Source organism: Oxynema aestuarii AP17, from assembly GCF_012295525.1.
Taxonomy (GTDB): domain Bacteria; phylum Cyanobacteriota; class Cyanobacteriia; order Cyanobacteriales; family Laspinemataceae; genus Oxynema; species Oxynema aestuarii.
On sequence record NZ_CP051167.1, the window covers coordinates 2,521,875 to 2,537,663 of the forward strand.

The 15,789-nt window shown below is 54.8% G+C and carries 12 protein-coding genes; 9 read left to right on the forward strand and 3 right to left on the reverse strand.

Going from position 1 to position 15,789, the window contains the following annotated elements; genetic code table 11:
• The first annotated feature begins 17 nt into the window (after nucleotides 1–17).
• Complete coding sequence (gene speA / locus HCG48_RS10260) at nucleotides 18–2,054, forward strand: biosynthetic arginine decarboxylase (protein WP_445974478.1); 2,037 nt, start codon at nucleotides 18–20, stop codon at nucleotides 2,052–2,054.
• 128 nt (nucleotides 2,055–2,182) lie between these two features.
• Here the strand turns inward: speA and HCG48_RS10265 are convergent, their stop codons facing one another.
• Entirely contained in the window at nucleotides 2,183–4,264 is a 2,082-nt protein-coding gene (locus HCG48_RS10265) for a prolyl oligopeptidase family serine peptidase (RefSeq protein WP_168569078.1), read from the reverse strand.
• 292 nt (nucleotides 4,265–4,556) lie between these two features.
• On the opposite strand from HCG48_RS10265, the gene ccsB reads away from it, so the two are divergent.
• The 3 genes from ccsB to tilS all read left to right on the forward strand — a co-directional run bounded on the left by ccsB (nucleotide 4,557) and on the right by tilS (nucleotide 7,207).
• Complete coding sequence (gene ccsB / locus HCG48_RS10270; RefSeq protein ID WP_168569079.1) at nucleotides 4,557–5,645, forward strand: c-type cytochrome biogenesis protein CcsB; 1,089 nt, start codon at nucleotides 4,557–4,559, stop codon at nucleotides 5,643–5,645.
• 120 nt (nucleotides 5,646–5,765) lie between these two features.
• Nucleotides 5,766–6,056, forward strand: a complete 291-nt coding sequence (locus HCG48_RS10275) for a KGK domain-containing protein (protein ID WP_168569080.1) — start codon at nucleotides 5,766–5,768, stop codon at nucleotides 6,054–6,056.
• Between the two features lie 143 nt (nucleotides 6,057–6,199).
• The gene (gene tilS / locus HCG48_RS10280; protein WP_168569081.1) at nucleotides 6,200–7,207 is read left to right on the forward strand and encodes a tRNA lysidine(34) synthetase TilS; all 1,008 of its coding nucleotides are present in this window, start codon (nucleotides 6,200–6,202) and stop codon (nucleotides 7,205–7,207) included.
• Here tilS and hmpF read toward each other — a convergent pair.
• Complete coding sequence (gene hmpF / locus HCG48_RS10285) at nucleotides 7,204–8,964, reverse strand: pilus motility taxis protein HmpF (RefSeq protein WP_168569082.1); 1,761 nt, start codon at nucleotides 8,962–8,964, stop codon at nucleotides 7,204–7,206. The genes tilS and hmpF overlap by 4 nt on opposite strands.
• 184 nt (nucleotides 8,965–9,148) lie before the next feature.
• Here hmpF and HCG48_RS10290 point away from each other — a divergent pair, with 184 nt between their 5' ends.
• Nucleotides 9,149–9,292 (forward strand): hypothetical protein, encoded by a 144-nt coding sequence (locus HCG48_RS10290; protein WP_168569083.1) that lies wholly within the window; start codon nucleotides 9,149–9,151, stop codon nucleotides 9,290–9,292.
• Nucleotides 9,293–9,614: 322 nt separating this feature from the next.
• A complete protein-coding gene (locus HCG48_RS10295; protein WP_168569084.1) occupies nucleotides 9,615–10,880 on the forward strand; it encodes a response regulator in 1,266 nt (421 codons plus the stop codon).
• Here the strand turns inward: HCG48_RS10295 and HCG48_RS10300 are convergent.
• Nucleotides 10,851–11,198 carry a hypothetical protein gene (locus HCG48_RS10300; RefSeq protein ID WP_168569085.1) on the reverse strand — a complete coding sequence of 116 codons (348 nt, stop codon included), beginning with the start codon at nucleotides 11,196–11,198 and terminating at the stop codon, nucleotides 10,851–10,853. The two genes, HCG48_RS10295 and HCG48_RS10300, sit on opposite strands and share 30 nt — an antisense overlap.
• A 222-nt stretch (nucleotides 11,199–11,420) precedes the next feature.
• On the opposite strand from HCG48_RS10300, the gene HCG48_RS10305 reads away from it, so the two are divergent.
• The 3 genes from HCG48_RS10305 to HCG48_RS10315 all read left to right on the forward strand — a co-directional run bounded on the left by HCG48_RS10305 (nucleotide 11,421) and on the right by HCG48_RS10315 (nucleotide 15,497).
• Nucleotides 11,421–11,786 carry a response regulator transcription factor gene (locus HCG48_RS10305; RefSeq protein WP_168569086.1) on the forward strand — a complete coding sequence of 122 codons (366 nt, stop codon included), beginning with the start codon at nucleotides 11,421–11,423 and terminating at the stop codon, nucleotides 11,784–11,786.
• Between the two features lie 13 nt (nucleotides 11,787–11,799).
• Entirely contained in the window at nucleotides 11,800–12,330 is a 531-nt protein-coding gene (locus HCG48_RS10310; RefSeq protein ID WP_168569087.1) for a chemotaxis protein CheW, read from the forward strand.
• Nucleotides 12,331–12,476: 146 nt separating this feature from the next.
• The gene (locus HCG48_RS10315) at nucleotides 12,477–15,497 is read left to right on the forward strand and encodes a methyl-accepting chemotaxis protein (RefSeq protein WP_168569088.1); all 3,021 of its coding nucleotides are present in this window, start codon (nucleotides 12,477–12,479) and stop codon (nucleotides 15,495–15,497) included.
• Nucleotides 15,498–15,789 lie beyond the last annotated feature (292 nt).

Below are 15,789 nucleotides of genomic sequence, written 5' to 3' on the forward strand. Positions count from 1 at the left end.
AGTGCGACTGCTAAACGTTGTACTCGACAGCTTACCAGGGAGGTCAAGGGACGCGCATGGGTTTAGAGCCGATACGAGAAGAAACCGACACCGGGGCCGATCGCCGAGCCCCCAACGAATCGGGGGTGGAGGAGGACGATCGCCCGGCGGCGAAAGACGTAGCGCCGTCGTGGACGATCGAGCAGAGCGAAGAACTCTATCGGATTAAAGGATGGGGAGAACCGTATTTTTCCATTAATGCGGCGGGACACGCGATCGTTTCGCCGAAAGGGGAACGCGGCGGGTCGTTGGACCTGTACGAGTTGGTGCAGGCCCTCAAGTTGCGCGATCTGGGATTACCGTTGCTGATTCGCTTTTCCGATATTTTGGAAGATCGGATCGAGCGGCTCAATGCCTGTTTTGCCAAGGCGATCGCCCGCTACAAGTATCCCGGAAGCTATCGCGGGGTGTTTCCGATCAAGTGCAACCAACAGCGACATTTGATCGAGGATTTGGTGCGTTTTGGCGAACCCTATCAATTCGGTCTCGAAGCCGGATCGAAACCGGAGTTGGCGATCGCCTTGGCGACGTTGAAGACACCGGGAGCGTTGCTGATTTGTAATGGGTATAAAGACCGAGCCTATATCGAAACGGCGATGTTAGCCCGACGCTTGGGCCAAACGGCGATCGTCGTCCTCGAACAGGTGGAAGAGGTGCAGATCGCCATCGACGCGGCGCGATCGCTCGGAATCGATCCGGTCTTGGGAGTGCGCGCCAAATTGACGAGCAAGGGAATCGGACGTTGGGGCGGTTCCTCGGGCGATCGCGCCAAATTCGGGCTGACGATTCCGGAGATCGTACGGGCGATCGAGCAGTTGGAAGCGGCGAACATGCTCCACTGTTTGCAACTGCTGCACTTCCATATCGGTTCTCAGATTTCCTCGATTAGCGTGATTAAAGACGCCATCCGCGAAGCGAGTCAGATTTACGTGTCTTTGGCTCAATCCGGGGCGCAGATGAAATATCTCGATGTCGGCGGCGGTTTGGCGGTGGACTACGACGGGTCGAAAACCAATTTCCACGCCTCGAAAAACTACAACATGCAGAATTATGCCAACGATATCGTCGCCGAGGTGAAAGAAGCCTGTCAAGAGCGGGATCTTCCCGTGCCGACGTTGATTAGCGAAAGCGGACGGGCGATCGCCTCCCATCAGTCTGTATTGGTGTTTGACGTCCTCGGAACGAGCGAGGTCTGCACGGATCTGCCCGAACCGACTCAGGAGAAGGAACACCTGATTTTACGCAATCTCTACGAAACCTATCGGGCGATCGCGGTCGAAAATTATCAGGAAGCCTATCACGACGCCATCCAGTTTAAAGAAGAAGCAATTAGCTTGTTCAATTTCGGCTATTTGAGCTTGCGCGAACGCGCCAGGGCCGAGCAGTTGTATTGGGCCTGTTGTCGCAAAATTCAGGCGATCGTCGGCGAACAGGAATACGTTCCCGACGATTTGGAAGATCTCGAAAAAATTATGGCGTCGATCTATTACGTCAATCTCTCCGTATTCCAATCGGCCCCGGATAGTTGGGCGATCGACCAGCTCTTCCCGATCGTCCCCCTGCACCGCCTCGACGAAAAGCCGAACATCCGCGCGACCCTCGCCGATCTCACTTGCGATAGCGACGGCAAAATCGACCGTTTTATCGACCTGCTCGACGTCAAATCCTTACTGGAGTTACACCCGCTCCACCCCGACGAACCTTATTATTTGGGGATGTTTCTCGGGGGAGCTTATCAGGAAATTATGGGCAACCTCCATAACTTATTCGGCGATACCAATACGGTGCATATCAAGTTAACCCCGAAGGGGTATCAAATCGAACACGTGGTCAAAGGAGATTCGGTCACCGAAGTCCTCGGTTACGTCCAGTACGACGCCGAAGATTTAGTCGAAAGCATTCGCAAGCAAACGGAACAAGCTTTGCAAGAAGGAACGATTACCTTGCAAGAATCCCAACGGCTATTGCGAAATTACGAACAAAGTCTGAGCGGCTATACTTACTTAAATTCCTAACGAGCCAGTCCCTGGGAACGGAGACCTCTCGGTCGGGAAATATAGTTCTCACGAAATCTGTGTTTTAGCAGGTGCGCTCGATCGGCGATCGAGCGCACCTGCTTTTAGAGCGATCGCCCGACAAACAGCTAGGCTTTTGCTGTTTTAAAGTCTACAGAAATATCGAGAATTTTGACGAGAAAGCCCCATTTATCTGCTATTTCATCGATAATTTTAGCTGTCGGTTTTCCCGCCCCATGTCCCGCTTTGGTTTCGATCCGAATTAAGACTGGATGGGTGCCATTGTGAGCAGCTTGTAAAGCAGCAGCAAACTTAAAACTATGGGCGGGAACTACGCGATCGTCCCGATCTGCCGTCGTAATTAAAGTCGCGGGATAAGCCGTACCCGATTTGAGATTGTGTAAGGGAGAATACGCATATAAAGCTTTAAATTCTTCTGGATTTTCCGGAGAACCAAAATCCGAACACCAAGCCCAACCGATGGTAAATTTATGGAAACGCAACATATCCATCACGCCGACGGCGGGTAAAGCGGCGGCGAATAAATCCGGGCGTTGCGTCATGCAGGCGCCGACTAATAAACCCCCATTACTCCCTCCGGCGATCGCCAATTTTTCAGTCGAGGTATAGCGGTTTTCAATTAACCATTCCGCCGCCGCAATGAAGTCGTCAAATACATTTTGTTTGTTTAACTTTGTCCCCGCTTGGTGCCAGTCTTCCCCGTATTCGCCGCCGCCGCGTAAATTAGGAATGGCTAAAATTCCCCCGAGTTCCATCCACACTAACTGACTGACAGAAAAGGTCGGCGTTAGGGAGACATTGAAACCGCCATAACCGTATAAATACGTCGGATTGTTGCCGTTGCGCTTTACCCCTTTTTTGTGGGTGACAAACATCGGAATGCGAGTGCCATCTTTACTGTGGTAAAAGACTTGCTCGATCGCGTAATCTTCGGGATCGAAATCGACCGTAGGCTGACGGTAAATCGTACTTTCACCCGCGACCATATCGTAGCGATAAATCGTCGTCGGCGTCGTGAAGCTGGTGAAGCTGTAAAAGGTTTCCGTGTCGCTACGTTTGCCGCCAAAACCCCCTACAGAACCGACGCCGGGTAATTCGACTTCGCGCACGAAAGTTCCGTCGAGATTAAAGATTTTAATTTGACTGCGGGCGTCTTTCAGATATTCGGTGATGAAACGGTTATTGAGAACCCCAATTCCTTCGAGGGTTTCTTCAGCTTCGGCAATAATTTGCGATCGCGTTCCCGTATCGATATCGATCGCGATAATCCGTCCTCGGGGGGCGTCGAGATCGGTTTGAAACCAGAAGCGGCGATCGTCATTATCTATAAAACTATAACTGGCTTCAAAGTTTTGAATTAATTCGACCACTTGAGCATCTGGGTCGGTCAAGTCTTTATAAAAGACTAAATTTTTCGGATCGGTTCCTTTCCAGACACTAATAATTAAATACTTGCCATCCTCGGTGACGCCTCCACTAAATCCCCACTCTTTCTCGTCGGGGCGTTCGTAGATGAGAACGTCTTCGGATTGGGGGGTACCCAAGCGATGGTAGTAGAGTTTTTGGTAGTAGTTGACACTTTCAAATTGTGTTTTTTCGTCGGGTTCGTCGTAGCGACTGTAGAAAAATCCTAGATGGTCGTGCGTCCAGGACGCACCGGAAAATTTAATCCATTTTAAACGATCCGAGAGATCCTCGCCGCGATCGATCTCCAAAACGTGCCATTCTTGCCAATCCGAGCCGGAACGGGATAATCCGTAGGCCATATAACGGGCATTTTCGCTAATGGCAATTCCGGAAAGGGCGACGGTTCCATCTTCGGAAAGGGTATTGGGATCGAGTAAAACGCGCGGTTCGCCGTCGAGAGATTCGAGGACGTAGAGAACGCTTTGATTTTGGAGTCCGTCGTTTTTAAAATAAAAATAGCGGCGATCTTTTTTGAAGGGGGTTCCGTATTTTTCGTAGTTCCACAGTTGGGTGAGACGGTCTTTAATGAGCTGCGTTTCGGGGATGGTTTCGAGATAGGAAAATGTAACTTTATTTTGGGCTTCTACCCAAGCTTTTGTTTCTTCGGACTCGGGATCTTCGAGCCAACGGTAGGGGTCGGGGACGGCGGTTCCGTGGTAGTTATCGACGATATCGCTTTGGCGGGTTTGGGGATAGTTGAGAAGGTTTTGCGGGTCGGACATTTTTGAGAGTTTCTCACAGTATTTCTCAGTGTATCTTATTTTTTTGAAGGAATTAAGGATCGCTTTTGCCAATCTGGGGAAGCGGCGGGGACGACGATACTCCTGTCTCCCGTTTACGGTCCGGGCTAACCCGGGCAATATGCGGCTTTGATGTGCGATCGCGGTTTTGATTTTGACAGCAGCACGCCGAACGCCCCAAGAATCGGTACGATGGATATGATTGGGAGAGAAAATTTTATTCTGAGCTTTCTCTCGTTTTTGAAAACTCCAAAATGTTGGGGAGAAACATTTCATGGATCTGGTTGTACTCCAGAATTGGTTAGATAATGCTTCTTTTGCCGTCCTCTTTTTAACCATGCTCGTGTATTGGGTTGGGGCGGCATTTCCGGGAATTCCAGCGCTGTCGGCGTTGGGAACGAGTGGGATGGCGATCGCCAATTTATCGATGGCGGCGTTACTTGCGGCCCGATGGCTGGAAGCGGGTTATTTCCCGTTGAGCAATCTTTACGAATCCCTCTTTTTCTTGGCGTGGGGGATAACGACGATGCATTTAATTGCCGAACAAATGAGCCGTTCGCGCTTGGTCGGCGTGGTGACGTCCCCGGTGGCGATGGCGATTACGGCATTTGCGGCGTTGTCGCTACCGGACAAAATGCAGGTGTCGGAACCGTTAGTCCCGGCCCTCAAATCGAATTGGCTGATGATGCACGTCAGTGTCATGATGATTTCTTACGCGACGTTGATGGTCGGTTCGCTGTTGGCGATCGCCTTTTTGGTGGTCACTCGCGGTCAAAATATCGAATTGCGGGGCAGTTCGATCGGCAACGGCGCCTATCGCAGCGATCGCTACCGACTGCAACGTAACGGCGAAACGGCGGCGGTTACGGCGGCTGAGTCGTCGAATTCCCCCCAGAATGGGGCGAGTGCGATCTTCGGCGATCGCAACGGTCAAGCTACGGGCGCCAGTGTCGCCGTTCTCGATTATGTCGAAGTCGAAACTGCGCGATCGTTAAGTCCGCAAGTCAAGACCACCGCCGCCGAACCCCTATCCCCCCAACGTCTCAGCCTCGCCGATACCCTCGATAACATCAGCTATCGGATTATTGGATTGGGCTTTCCCCTCCTCACCATCGGCATTATTGCCGGGGCCGTTTGGGCGAACGAAGCCTGGGGGTCGTATTGGAGTTGGGACCCGAAAGAAACCTGGGCTTTGATTACGTGGTTGGTTTTCGCCGCTTACTTGCACGCGCGCATTACCCGAGGGTGGCAAGGACGGAAACCCGCGATTTTAGCCGCTACGGGTTTTGTCGTGGTCTGGATCTGCTATCTTGGGGTCAATCTTTTGGGTAAAGGGCTGCATTCTTACGGTTGGTTCTTTTAAGACGTAATCACGACGGGCGGCGATACGCCGGAGGCGTCGCTAAGCGCAAGGCGCGATCGCCGAGCCAATTTCAAACGTTCGCACTCAACAGTTAAAACATTAAGAACGGGGAGAGAAAGGATGCAAAATGGATTTGAGTCCCTCGGTTACGATGACGTCATCTCTACCAGTGCAAGTAATTTAATGTTTCAATGCACGTTTAAGGTGAGCGAATTTATGGCGCTTCTGCAAACCAAATTAGAAGAAGAAAATTTATTTTCCGAAGGTTTGGACTGCGAAGTGCTCAGTCCCGGTCAAAAATGGCGTCGCGGTAAGGTGATGTTGCGTCTGGAATTCTATCCAGAAGGGACGGAAATGACGACGACCCAACCCTCTGAGATGCCCGAATACTCCCCGTCGGATACGGAGTAAGGTGGTTCTGGGGCGAGGTTGATTCGCCCCTTTTTTTGGCAAGTGGGGAGTCGGAATCTCTGTGGGGGGCAGATGAGTGCTACCTTCTCCCCATTCCCGATTTCCCCAATCTAAAATCCCAAATCCAAAGTCCAAAATCCCCCATGTCCCCCTGGACGCCCCTACACGCCCACATCCATACAACGTTACGATCGCGGCAACTGGTCGGACGCAACGATCGCCTGTTGATTGCAGTGTCTGGCGGTCAGGATTCTTTGTGTTTGCTGCAACTGTTGCGCGATTTACAGCCGAAATGGAATTGGGATCTCGCGATCGCCCATTGCGATCACCGATGGCGCCCGGATTCGGCTGAGAATGCGGTTCACGTGGGACGACTCGCCGCACGGATGGATCTTCCGTTTTATCTGGAAACGGCCCGATCGCCTGTGGAGACGGAAGCGGCGGCTCGGAGTTGGCGCTATCGTGTTTTAGAACGGATCGCCTGCAAGGATGGGTTTGGGGCGATCGCCACGGGACATACGGCGAGCGATCGCGCGGAAACTTTACTATTTAACCTGTTACGCGGCACGGGAGCCGATGGCTTGCAAGCGCTGACCTGGAAACGCCCTTTATCTCCAGAAATTGTGCTCGTTCGCCCGCTTTTGGCGGTGACGCGATCGCAAACGGCTGAGTTTTGCGATCGGTTCGCGCTTCCCATTTGGCAAGACGCGACCAATCACGACTTAAAATATACTCGCAACCGCATCCGTCACGAGCTGCTGCCCTATTTAGCCTCTCACTTCAACCCGCAAGTCGAACGCCATTGCGCCCAAACTGCCGAACTCCTGCGCGCCGAGGTCGAATATCTCGAAGCCGTCGCGGCGCAATGGCTGCAGTGTTGCTTACCACAATATACGGAAAAAGTCAAGTCCCCTTCGGTCAAAACGGCACTCAATCGGGAAAAGTTGCGCGATTGTCCGTTAGCCTTGCAACGGCGGGTGATGCGGCAGTGGTGGGAGCAATGGGCCGAGCGATCGCCCAACTTCGAGCGGATCGAGGCCGCGATCGCCCTAATCGACGCCCCCAACGGCACCTGTAGCGATCCCTTTCCGGGAGGGGCGATCGCCCGAGTGTCGGGAGAGTGGATCGAAATCCACCACCCCCCGACCTAGGAAGCAGCTAATTCCCCTTGAGACTCGCCACCGATCAAACCGCTCAAGGCTTCGCGCATTTGGGAGATCGCCTGTTCTTGGTGGCTTTCCCCTTCTTGGAGTTGACCGAGGGAACCGGAAAGCTCTTCGAGCTTGGCTTTGAGAGTATTGAGTCGATCTTGACTCGGTTGCAACACCTCCTCCAAGATATTGACCCGGCCCCACATCTGGGCCACCTGCTGGCGGCGTTCGAGCAACCCCTGTTGAGACGAGCGAATTTCCTCCTGCTGGCGGTTGAGTTCCTGATTTTTGCCGTCGATCTCCCCGCGAGTTTGGCCGATCTCGTCTTGTAACTGAGAAATTTCGAGATCGAGAGCCTCAAGTTGTTGACGAAGTTGCTCTTGTTGCTCTTCCATCTGTCCCAAAATCGGACCGAGGGCCAACTTTTGGCCGGGATTGGAACCGTCGGCGTGACCCAAACGGCGGGCCAACACCCCTTGATGTTGGCTGAGAATTTCCTGACGTTCCCGGAGATTGCGGCGCTGACCGACGAGAGTTTCGTTGAGCATTTGATAGGCTTCTCGCTCGTCGGCGAGTTCGCTTTCGAGAGCCGAGCGATCGCCCCCCCCTTGATTTAATTTTTGTTGAAGTTCGTCAATGGTATCTTGTTGGAGGCGCAACTCCTCTTCTTGCCCGTTCACGAACTGAAAAATCTTATCGAGGTCTTGTTGGAGATTTTGGACCACCCCTTGCAATTCCTCCAAGGGCATTTTTTCCAAAGCTTCCACATCGACCTTATCGCCGATACTCACCTGTTCCGACGTATCGGCCATTTGAAACAACTGCTGGTGCAACTGCTGTTGGCGTTCGAGGTTCGAGCGCATCGAATCGGCATATTCTTGCTTGAGACTCAACGCGCGTTCGCGAGCTTGAAGGTCGGCGATCGTTTGTTGTAACTGCTTTTGAGCCTCGTGCCAGTCGCGATCGCGATTTTCAACTTCCCCCGCCTGGCGATCGATATCCTCTTGCAACTGCTGGGCCTGAGATCGCTGTTGCTCCACGTGCTGCCAGTGTTCGTCAAACGCCGACTGCCACGCCGAAATCGTTTCAAACGAAACATTGACTTGTGCTTGCAGCGCTTCGGTCGATATACCTGTTTGCGAGAGGTAATCGAGCAGTTCGCGGATATGATTGGCCTGCTCGTCATCGAGTTTAACCGCTTGCGAGAGGTCTTGTTGCTGGGCTTCCAAGCCTTCTTTTTCCGCGCGCAGTTGTTCCCACGCCGCATCGAGTTCCTGTTGTTTTTGAGTGATTTCCTCGCGCAGGCGATCGGCCTCCTCGCGGGCGCTGTTGATTTCATCCCGTCGAGATTCGAGACCTTCCGCCTCCTGTTGCAGTTGCGTCAGTTCCTCCTCGCGCGTTTGCATTTCCATTTCGCGGCGATTGAGTTCCTGACTTTGGAACGTCAGCGACTGCATCCACTGCTCGATTTCTTCTTCTTTAGTCTTATATTTTTCTTGCTGGCGGGAGAAGTTTTGCAAGATCGTCACCAATTGACGGCCCGCCTCTTGGACGCGCTGGACCTGCTTGCTCGCCGTCAGCTCGGCTAAAACCAGGACGCCAGCGTTAAAATTGCTAGCTTCATCGGCTGGGACGATGTCTTCCCCGGGGATGGCAGACCAACTCTGCTCGCCTCGCTGACAAGCTAGGAGTTTGAGTTCGGCCTTACCCCCACCAAAAACTCCGCTCTTTTTTTGTACTTCCGCTAGATACAGCACACCGATCTTCCTCTTGAGTGTCTATGCCCAACTGTGAACGTCAGTTATCCCCGTCGTTAAGTCCATCATAAATTAAACCTAATTCAGGGAAACACTGCGATGAGTTTGCTTTTATTTTGCATTGGCGATCGATGGAAATCTGATTGGCGACAACCCCCAGTGGCACTCCGGGGGGGAATCCCGAGTGAGGTGGTGGCGCTATCGGATGTCATCGCTCGCTTACTTTTGCGGCTTGGGGGGCGATCGCGCCTTGACCGAGGAACGGACCGCGACGGCGATCGCCACCCCGGCCAAAGTCGAGGGCGCCAGTGGGGCGGGTTCCAGTTAGAAAGCCACGGGCTTGAGAACTCGAACCGACGTCCAAATTATTTTATCAGTCCCCCACCGTGCCAGTCGCCCCACCGGAACCGCCGACGAAGCGCCGAGGAATTTGCGGCAACTCATAGCAAAACTCATACCAATTTTGCGGCCCAGAGCTTTGAATAGGAATATAGAGTTAGATCGTCATCGGCTTGCGCGTCGGTGACCGTTGCGAGGCGATCGCCGAAGAAGCGAGTGCTGACCCTCGAACCGCTCCTAAGTCAAGGCTGACAGGTAGCTGCTCTCGTCCGGTCAGATGGAAATGGTTTTAAGGAGAAAATGTTAGCGGCATGCAGGGAAATTTAAATGAAATCGATATTCGCAGCATCCTGCAACTGATTGAACTCGGACAGCGAACCGGAGAACTCTTTGTCGAAGCCTACGCCAGTCCTGCGGGTGGGGGAGATCCTCGTTTTGCCCATCCCGGGGGCGATCGCCCTCGCTATCCCGAGCGATCGCGCCCCCCCGAACAATCCTGGTTCGTCTTTTTTAGCAACGGTCAAATGATCTACGCCGCCGATAGCGACATCAGCTTAGCCCGTTTGCGCGACTACTTGCGTCGCTACAACCTCGAAAACGCCCTAGATACGACCCAAGCCCCTTATATTTCTTCAACCAACGCCCTCGAATACGGATACTTGTGGGCCTTACTCGAAAATCACGTCCTCACCCCAGCCCAAGGGCGCAGTATCATCCAGGGCATGGTTCGCGAAACCCTCTTCGACCTGTTGAGCCTCCATCACGGTTCCTTTATCTTCGAGATGGGCCCGGCCCTGGCCCCCCAACTGACGACCTTAGAAATCGGCTCGTTAGTCACCAAAATCATGAAACAGGTGCAAGAGTGGAAGCAATTTCACCCCCACATTCAATCTCCCAATCAATGCCCCGCCATTTCCGATCCGGTGCAAATGCGAGAAGCGTTACCGGAAAATACCTTTAACAACCTCAGCCGATGGGCCGACGGCAAAACGAACCTGCGTCAAATGTCGCGCTACTTGAATCGGGATATTTTGACCGTCGCCCGCGCGATTTATCCCTTCGTCCAACTCGGTTTGGTGCAGTTGTTTTATCCCGAATCCGACGTGGCGACGCCGCCCAAACGCGAACTGGAACTGCCCGCCGTCGCCCAAGTGCCCCGAGTCGTTTGTATCGACGACGACCTCACCGTCGGCAAAACCGTAGAGTACATGCTCCACGAACACGGCTACGAAGTGACGGCGATCGTCAATCCGCTCAAAGCCTTGAGTTTGGTATTTCAGCTCAAACCGGATTTAATTTTGTGCGATATTACCATGCCCGAACTCGACGGCTATGAAATCTGCGCCATGTTGCGCCGTTCCTCCGCCTTCCGCCAAACGCCGATTATCATGCTCACCGGAAAAGATGGCTTTATCGACCGCGTCAAAGCCCGCATGATCGGTTCGACCGACTACCTGACCAAACCTTTTGGCGAAAGTGAACTGCTCATGCTCGTCGAAAAATATATCGGCCCGGGGGACCCGGAACATCCCGAACCGGAAAGTTTGTTAGCCGACGCCCTCGAAGGGGAACTTTGACCCTCCCCCCATCCCGAGGACGATAATGGGGGCGATCGCCCCCAGATTTCCGAGCCGACGCGGTAGACTAAAGTTAGCTGAATATCGAGCCATATCCGCCGCGATCGGGCAAGGGAGTGAAGGCGCCGGACGTGGGTTCGAGCCGAGTCGGGTCTGGGGGAGTGGCTGGGGAAATGGGAACGGCCATTCGAGGCGATCGCCGCCGCCGTCAGTACCGTCGCGCTCCGGGGAGTGGTGGCACCCCGTCAAAGCATACCGCAGTAAACGACGCCCCGGTTTCACCGGAAAATCACGACTTCCTTCGCGATAGGGGGTCAAATCTGCTATCTTCAGCGTTAGACAGTACCCATATAATAGTGATTATTTCTAGTTCTACTGTCAAAACTAGCCGTCGAGCAATCGGTTTAGCTCCCCCTAGAATTTTGCTCTCTTTTCTGGCACCCGAATTCGGGTTTTCCAGCAAGGGCAACCGAGCCGAATCCAGGCGGGGGATAGACTGTCCCAATCACCATTTGAGCCAGCGAAAGCAGGTAGGAAGTTATGAGTACAGTTCTGGTTGTGGAAGACAGCGTCACGCAACGGGAGATGATCTCAAACCTCCTCAAGGGGAGTGGATTAAATGTTAGCGTGGCCACGGATGGCGTCGAAGCATTAGAGCAGATCCAGGATAAATGTCCCGACCTGGTCGTTCTCGATATCGTCATGCCCCGCATGAACGGTTACGAAGTATGCAGGCGTCTCAAAGCCGATCCAAAAACACAAAATGTTCCCGTCGTGATGTGTTCTTCCAAAGGGGAGGAATTCGATCGCTATTGGGGCATGAAACAAGGCGCGGACGCCTATATTGCCAAACCGTTCCAACCCACCGAACTGGTCGGGACGGTCAAACAACTACTCAGAGGTTGAGGGGTGATCGACTATGGTGGGCAATCCGGATTTTCTCACCGGAATCGGGATGGATCAGGCACCGGAAATCCAAGAACTCGAAAGTCCCGAAGGCGAGTTACACTTGAGATTTTACGTGCCTTCAGGGAACGAGTTTGCCCTTCCGGCAACTGGAATTCACGAAGTGATCGCGTCGTCCCCGGAATGGGTGACCCCCATTCCCAACGTCTCTCCCTTGCTCCTGGGTACCTTAAACGTTCGGGGGCGGGTGATTTGGGTGGCCGACCTCGGTCAGTTTCTCGGAGATCCGTCATCCCTCAACACCGACAGACCGGAGATTCCCATCATTGCCGTGGAAGATCAAGACACTATACTGGGGTTAGCAGTAGATAAAATTGTCGGCATGGACTGGTTGGATGTCGAGCAAGTGCTGCTTCCCACCAACGTTCCAGACAGTATGGCTCCTTTCCTGCGGGGGGAATGGGTATCCGGCGAAAATGGGGAAAAAGTTTTACGATTGCTCGATAGTAACGCAATTTTGCGATCGGCCCGATGGGCCGCATGAGATCGTGCCGCCAGGTGGACGGCCATCCAGGGATGGGGATCCCCCCGTCATCGCCCTTGCAGATCAACAGTCACGAACCTGTAGGGAAACGGCATTGACAGGGCAAATGCTCTAGGGGTTCTCCCTACATCGGCAGGAGGAGGCAAATGGCATCAGGTACGACGGATTATCAACAAGAATACGAACGGGCATTAAACGCCTACAACAACAATAACTACGAGCAAGCCGCTACCATCGTCAATCAACTCGTCGAAGAATATCCCGAAGATCCGAGCGCCCGCCTGCTTGCCGGACATATTTACGGCTACGGTTTGCAAATGTACGACGTGGCCTTGCAGCAGTACGAAGGGGTTCAAACGCTCACCGACGACCCGGCGTATCTCGAACAAGCTTTTCAGGGGATGGACTACATCCGTCAGTACGCCAACGGGGAGCATTACGAACCCGACGACGAAACCGAAAACCTCCTAGAAGATGACATCGCCTTTGACGGCGGCGCGACGGAATACCCCCAGGAAGACGAACAAACTGCCGCTTACGAAGACCTTCCCGGTATCGAGGGAGAAGATCTCGATTTGGCGGAGTCGGACTACGGCGACGCCTTCGATCTCGGCGGTTTGGACTTTGAAGACCTCGATACCGACCTCAACGAAGATCGCAGCCCCTCGGACGCCGAAGACTTGGCCGAGAATCCCTTCAGCGATACGGTCGCCCTCGACGAAGACCGAGAGGGAAGGGCGCAGGGGGCCGAAGGGACGGAAATCCCCGATCCGTTTGCCGCCGACGAAGAGTTACTCGCCGAAGCAGAACAGGCTAACTGGAACGATCCTCTGGCCTCCGACCTGCCCGATTTCCTGCCCGAAGAGGGGGAAATGCCCGATTTAATGGGCGATCCGATGGCCAGTCCGAGTTCGTCGCCCTTTGCGGCGTTCGAGAATGCAGAAGACCTCGATTTAGAGGATCTCGACAAGCCGTTTGCCGATTTTGACGATGCTTTTAGCGATCGCACCGAGGCAATCGAGGGGACGGAGGAAGACGAGTCGTGGAGCGCCCCGCAAAGCCAGCCGAGCCTGTCGCAAATGGCCGACGAGAGTCTCGACGTGTTCGACGAGGTCGAAGAGGCATTTCCGCCGGAAGGGACGGCGCCACCGACGGAAGACGCGACCTTGTTGATGGGCGATCGCCCCGCCAGTTTTCCGGAAATGCACTCCTCCCCGACCTCCGGCGGCCAAAGCCCCGGCAGCTTCGCGCCTCCCCCGGCCACGACGCCGGAAGAAGACTACGAAAACTACGAAACTCAAACTTTCGTCTCCGAACCCTCGGGCAACGGCTACCAGGACAGCTTCGATTTCGACGATTTTGACGATGCCTTTAGCAGTGGCGAACCCGGTGGAGGCATGGGAGCCGACTTCGACGAGGAGGAGGCGATCGAGGGCGAGGGCCTCGGCGAGGGCAATGGCGGCGCGTTCCTAGACGAATTTGAAGATTTTAACGATTTGGATTTGGGCAATTTGCCCGAGTTCGACTTTTCCGACGATACGAGCGGTTCGACCACTGGAGGTTTTGGGATCGACGACGGTAGTATGGGTCTCGGCGATCTCGATCGCGCCTATGCGATGCCGGAAGATACCGACGGCTCGATCATTCGCGACGACGAGATTTTCAGCATTGCCGGGAGCGCGCAGCAAGTTCCCGCCTTCGCCCAGACCGAAAGCCCGCCAGAACCGAGTAGCGTCAACACCGACCCGGGAATGCTCGGGTTCTTGGAAACGGCGAACCTGTCGAAAAAACACATGTGGGTCGGCTTGATGACCGGGGCAATTTCGGCGATCGCCGCCGCCTCGATGAGCTACGCTGCCGCTCGCGGTCAGTGGCCGCGCGTGGTCAAAGACCCGGCCATGGTTCTGGCTGCGGGAGTGGCGGGGATCGTCAGCACCTACGCCTTCGGCAATGTCAGCGCCCGTCAGATCCGCCGCTCCACCGACGACCTGCAATCCCAATTCGATGCGGTGTCCCAGGGGAACTTGAGCGCGCGGGCGACGGTGTTTTCCGAAGATGAATTCGGCCAACTGGCGCACAAGTTCAACCAGATGGCCCGGGTGATCTACACCACCACCGGGGAAGCCCAACGCAAAGCCGAAGAACAAGAACAAGCCCGGGAAGACTTGCAACGTCAGGTGATCCGCTTGCTCGACGACGTGGAAGGGGCGGCGCGCGGCGACCTCACCGTGCAGGCGGAAGTGACCGCCGACGTCCTCGGCGCCGTGGCGGACTCGTTCAACTTGACGATTCAGAACTTGCGCGAGATTGTCTTGCAGGTGAAGTTAGCGGCCCGGCAGGTGACCCGAGGGGCGACGGATAGCGAATCGTTCGCCCGCAGCTTGTCGTCGGACGCCTTGCGCCAAGCGGAAGAACTGGCGGCGACCCTCAATTCCGTGCAGGAAATGACCAAATCGATCCAACGGGTGGCCGACAGCGCCCGGGAGGCGGAAGACGTGGCCCGTTCGGCGTCGGCGACGGCCCTCAAAGGGGGGGAAGCGGTGGAACAAACCGTGGTCGGGATTTTGGAAGTGCGCGAGACGGTAGCAGAAACGACGCGAAAAGTCAAGCGATTGGCGGAATCGTCTCAAGAAATTTCCAAGATCGTCGCCGTGATTTCTTCGATCGCTTCGCGGACGAACTTACTCGCCCTCAACGCCAGTATCGAAGCGGCCCGGGCCGGAGAAGCGGGACGCGGGTTCGCGATCGTCGCCGACGAAGTGCGCCAGTTGGCCGACCGATCTGCCAAAGCCCTCAAAGAAATCGAACAGATCGTCATGCAGATCCAAAGCGAGACCGGGGCGGTGATGATGGCGATGGAAGAAGGCACCCAACAGGTGATCGAAGGGACCAAACGGGCCGAACAAGCCAAGCGCGCCCTGGAAAATATCATTCAGGTGACCAACCGGATCGACGTGTTGGTGCGATCGATTACCGCCGATACGGTGGAGCAGACGGAAACCTCGCGCTCGGTCGCCCAGGTGATGCAGGCGGTGGAATTGACCGCCCAAGAAACCTCCCAGGAAGCCCAACGGGTCTCCGTTTCCCTGCAAAACTTGGTCGGCGTCGCCCGCGACTTGCTCACCTCCGTGGAACGCTTCCGGGTCGAAACCGTCGAACGCCGCTAAAGACGGGAGCGATCGCCGCCGCGAACCGATCGCTACAGCGCCCCTCTCGTTATAATGCAGGTGGGTTCCGGTCTCGACCCCCGAGTGGCGATCGCCCTCAAGGAGAGACGCAACGATCTTCGGGTTCGAGCGACCCCACGTTCGGGTTCGGGCTGCCCGCCCGCCGGAACGGTTCTCCGGGCGATCGCCGCGCCCTACGCCCACTCCCGACCGATCGCGGCCAAACACCCCGTCGGGCACGACCATGAAGCACGACCGCCCGATCCGACCGTCTTTTCCGATGCGCCCGCAA

Coding starts and splice junctions, on each gene's coding strand:
- ccsB (WP_168569079.1), top strand. CDS start 4,557: ATGGATCTGGTTGTACTCCAGAATTGGTTAGATAATGCTTCTTTTGCC.
- HCG48_RS10310 (WP_168569087.1), top strand. CDS start 11,800: ATGGTGGGCAATCCGGATTTTCTCACCGGAATCGGGATGGATCAGGCA.
- HCG48_RS10315 (WP_168569088.1), top strand. CDS start 12,477: ATGGCATCAGGTACGACGGATTATCAACAAGAATACGAACGGGCATTA.
- tilS (WP_168569081.1), top strand. CDS start 6,200: ATGTCCCCCTGGACGCCCCTACACGCCCACATCCATACAACGTTACGA.
- HCG48_RS10295 (WP_168569084.1), top strand. CDS start 9,615: ATGCAGGGAAATTTAAATGAAATCGATATTCGCAGCATCCTGCAACTG.
- HCG48_RS10265 (WP_168569078.1), bottom strand. CDS start 4,264: ATGTCCGACCCGCAAAACCTTCTCAACTATCCCCAAACCCGCCAAAGC.
- HCG48_RS10305 (WP_168569086.1), top strand. CDS start 11,421: ATGAGTACAGTTCTGGTTGTGGAAGACAGCGTCACGCAACGGGAGATG.
- HCG48_RS10275 (WP_168569080.1), top strand. CDS start 5,766: ATGCAAAATGGATTTGAGTCCCTCGGTTACGATGACGTCATCTCTACC.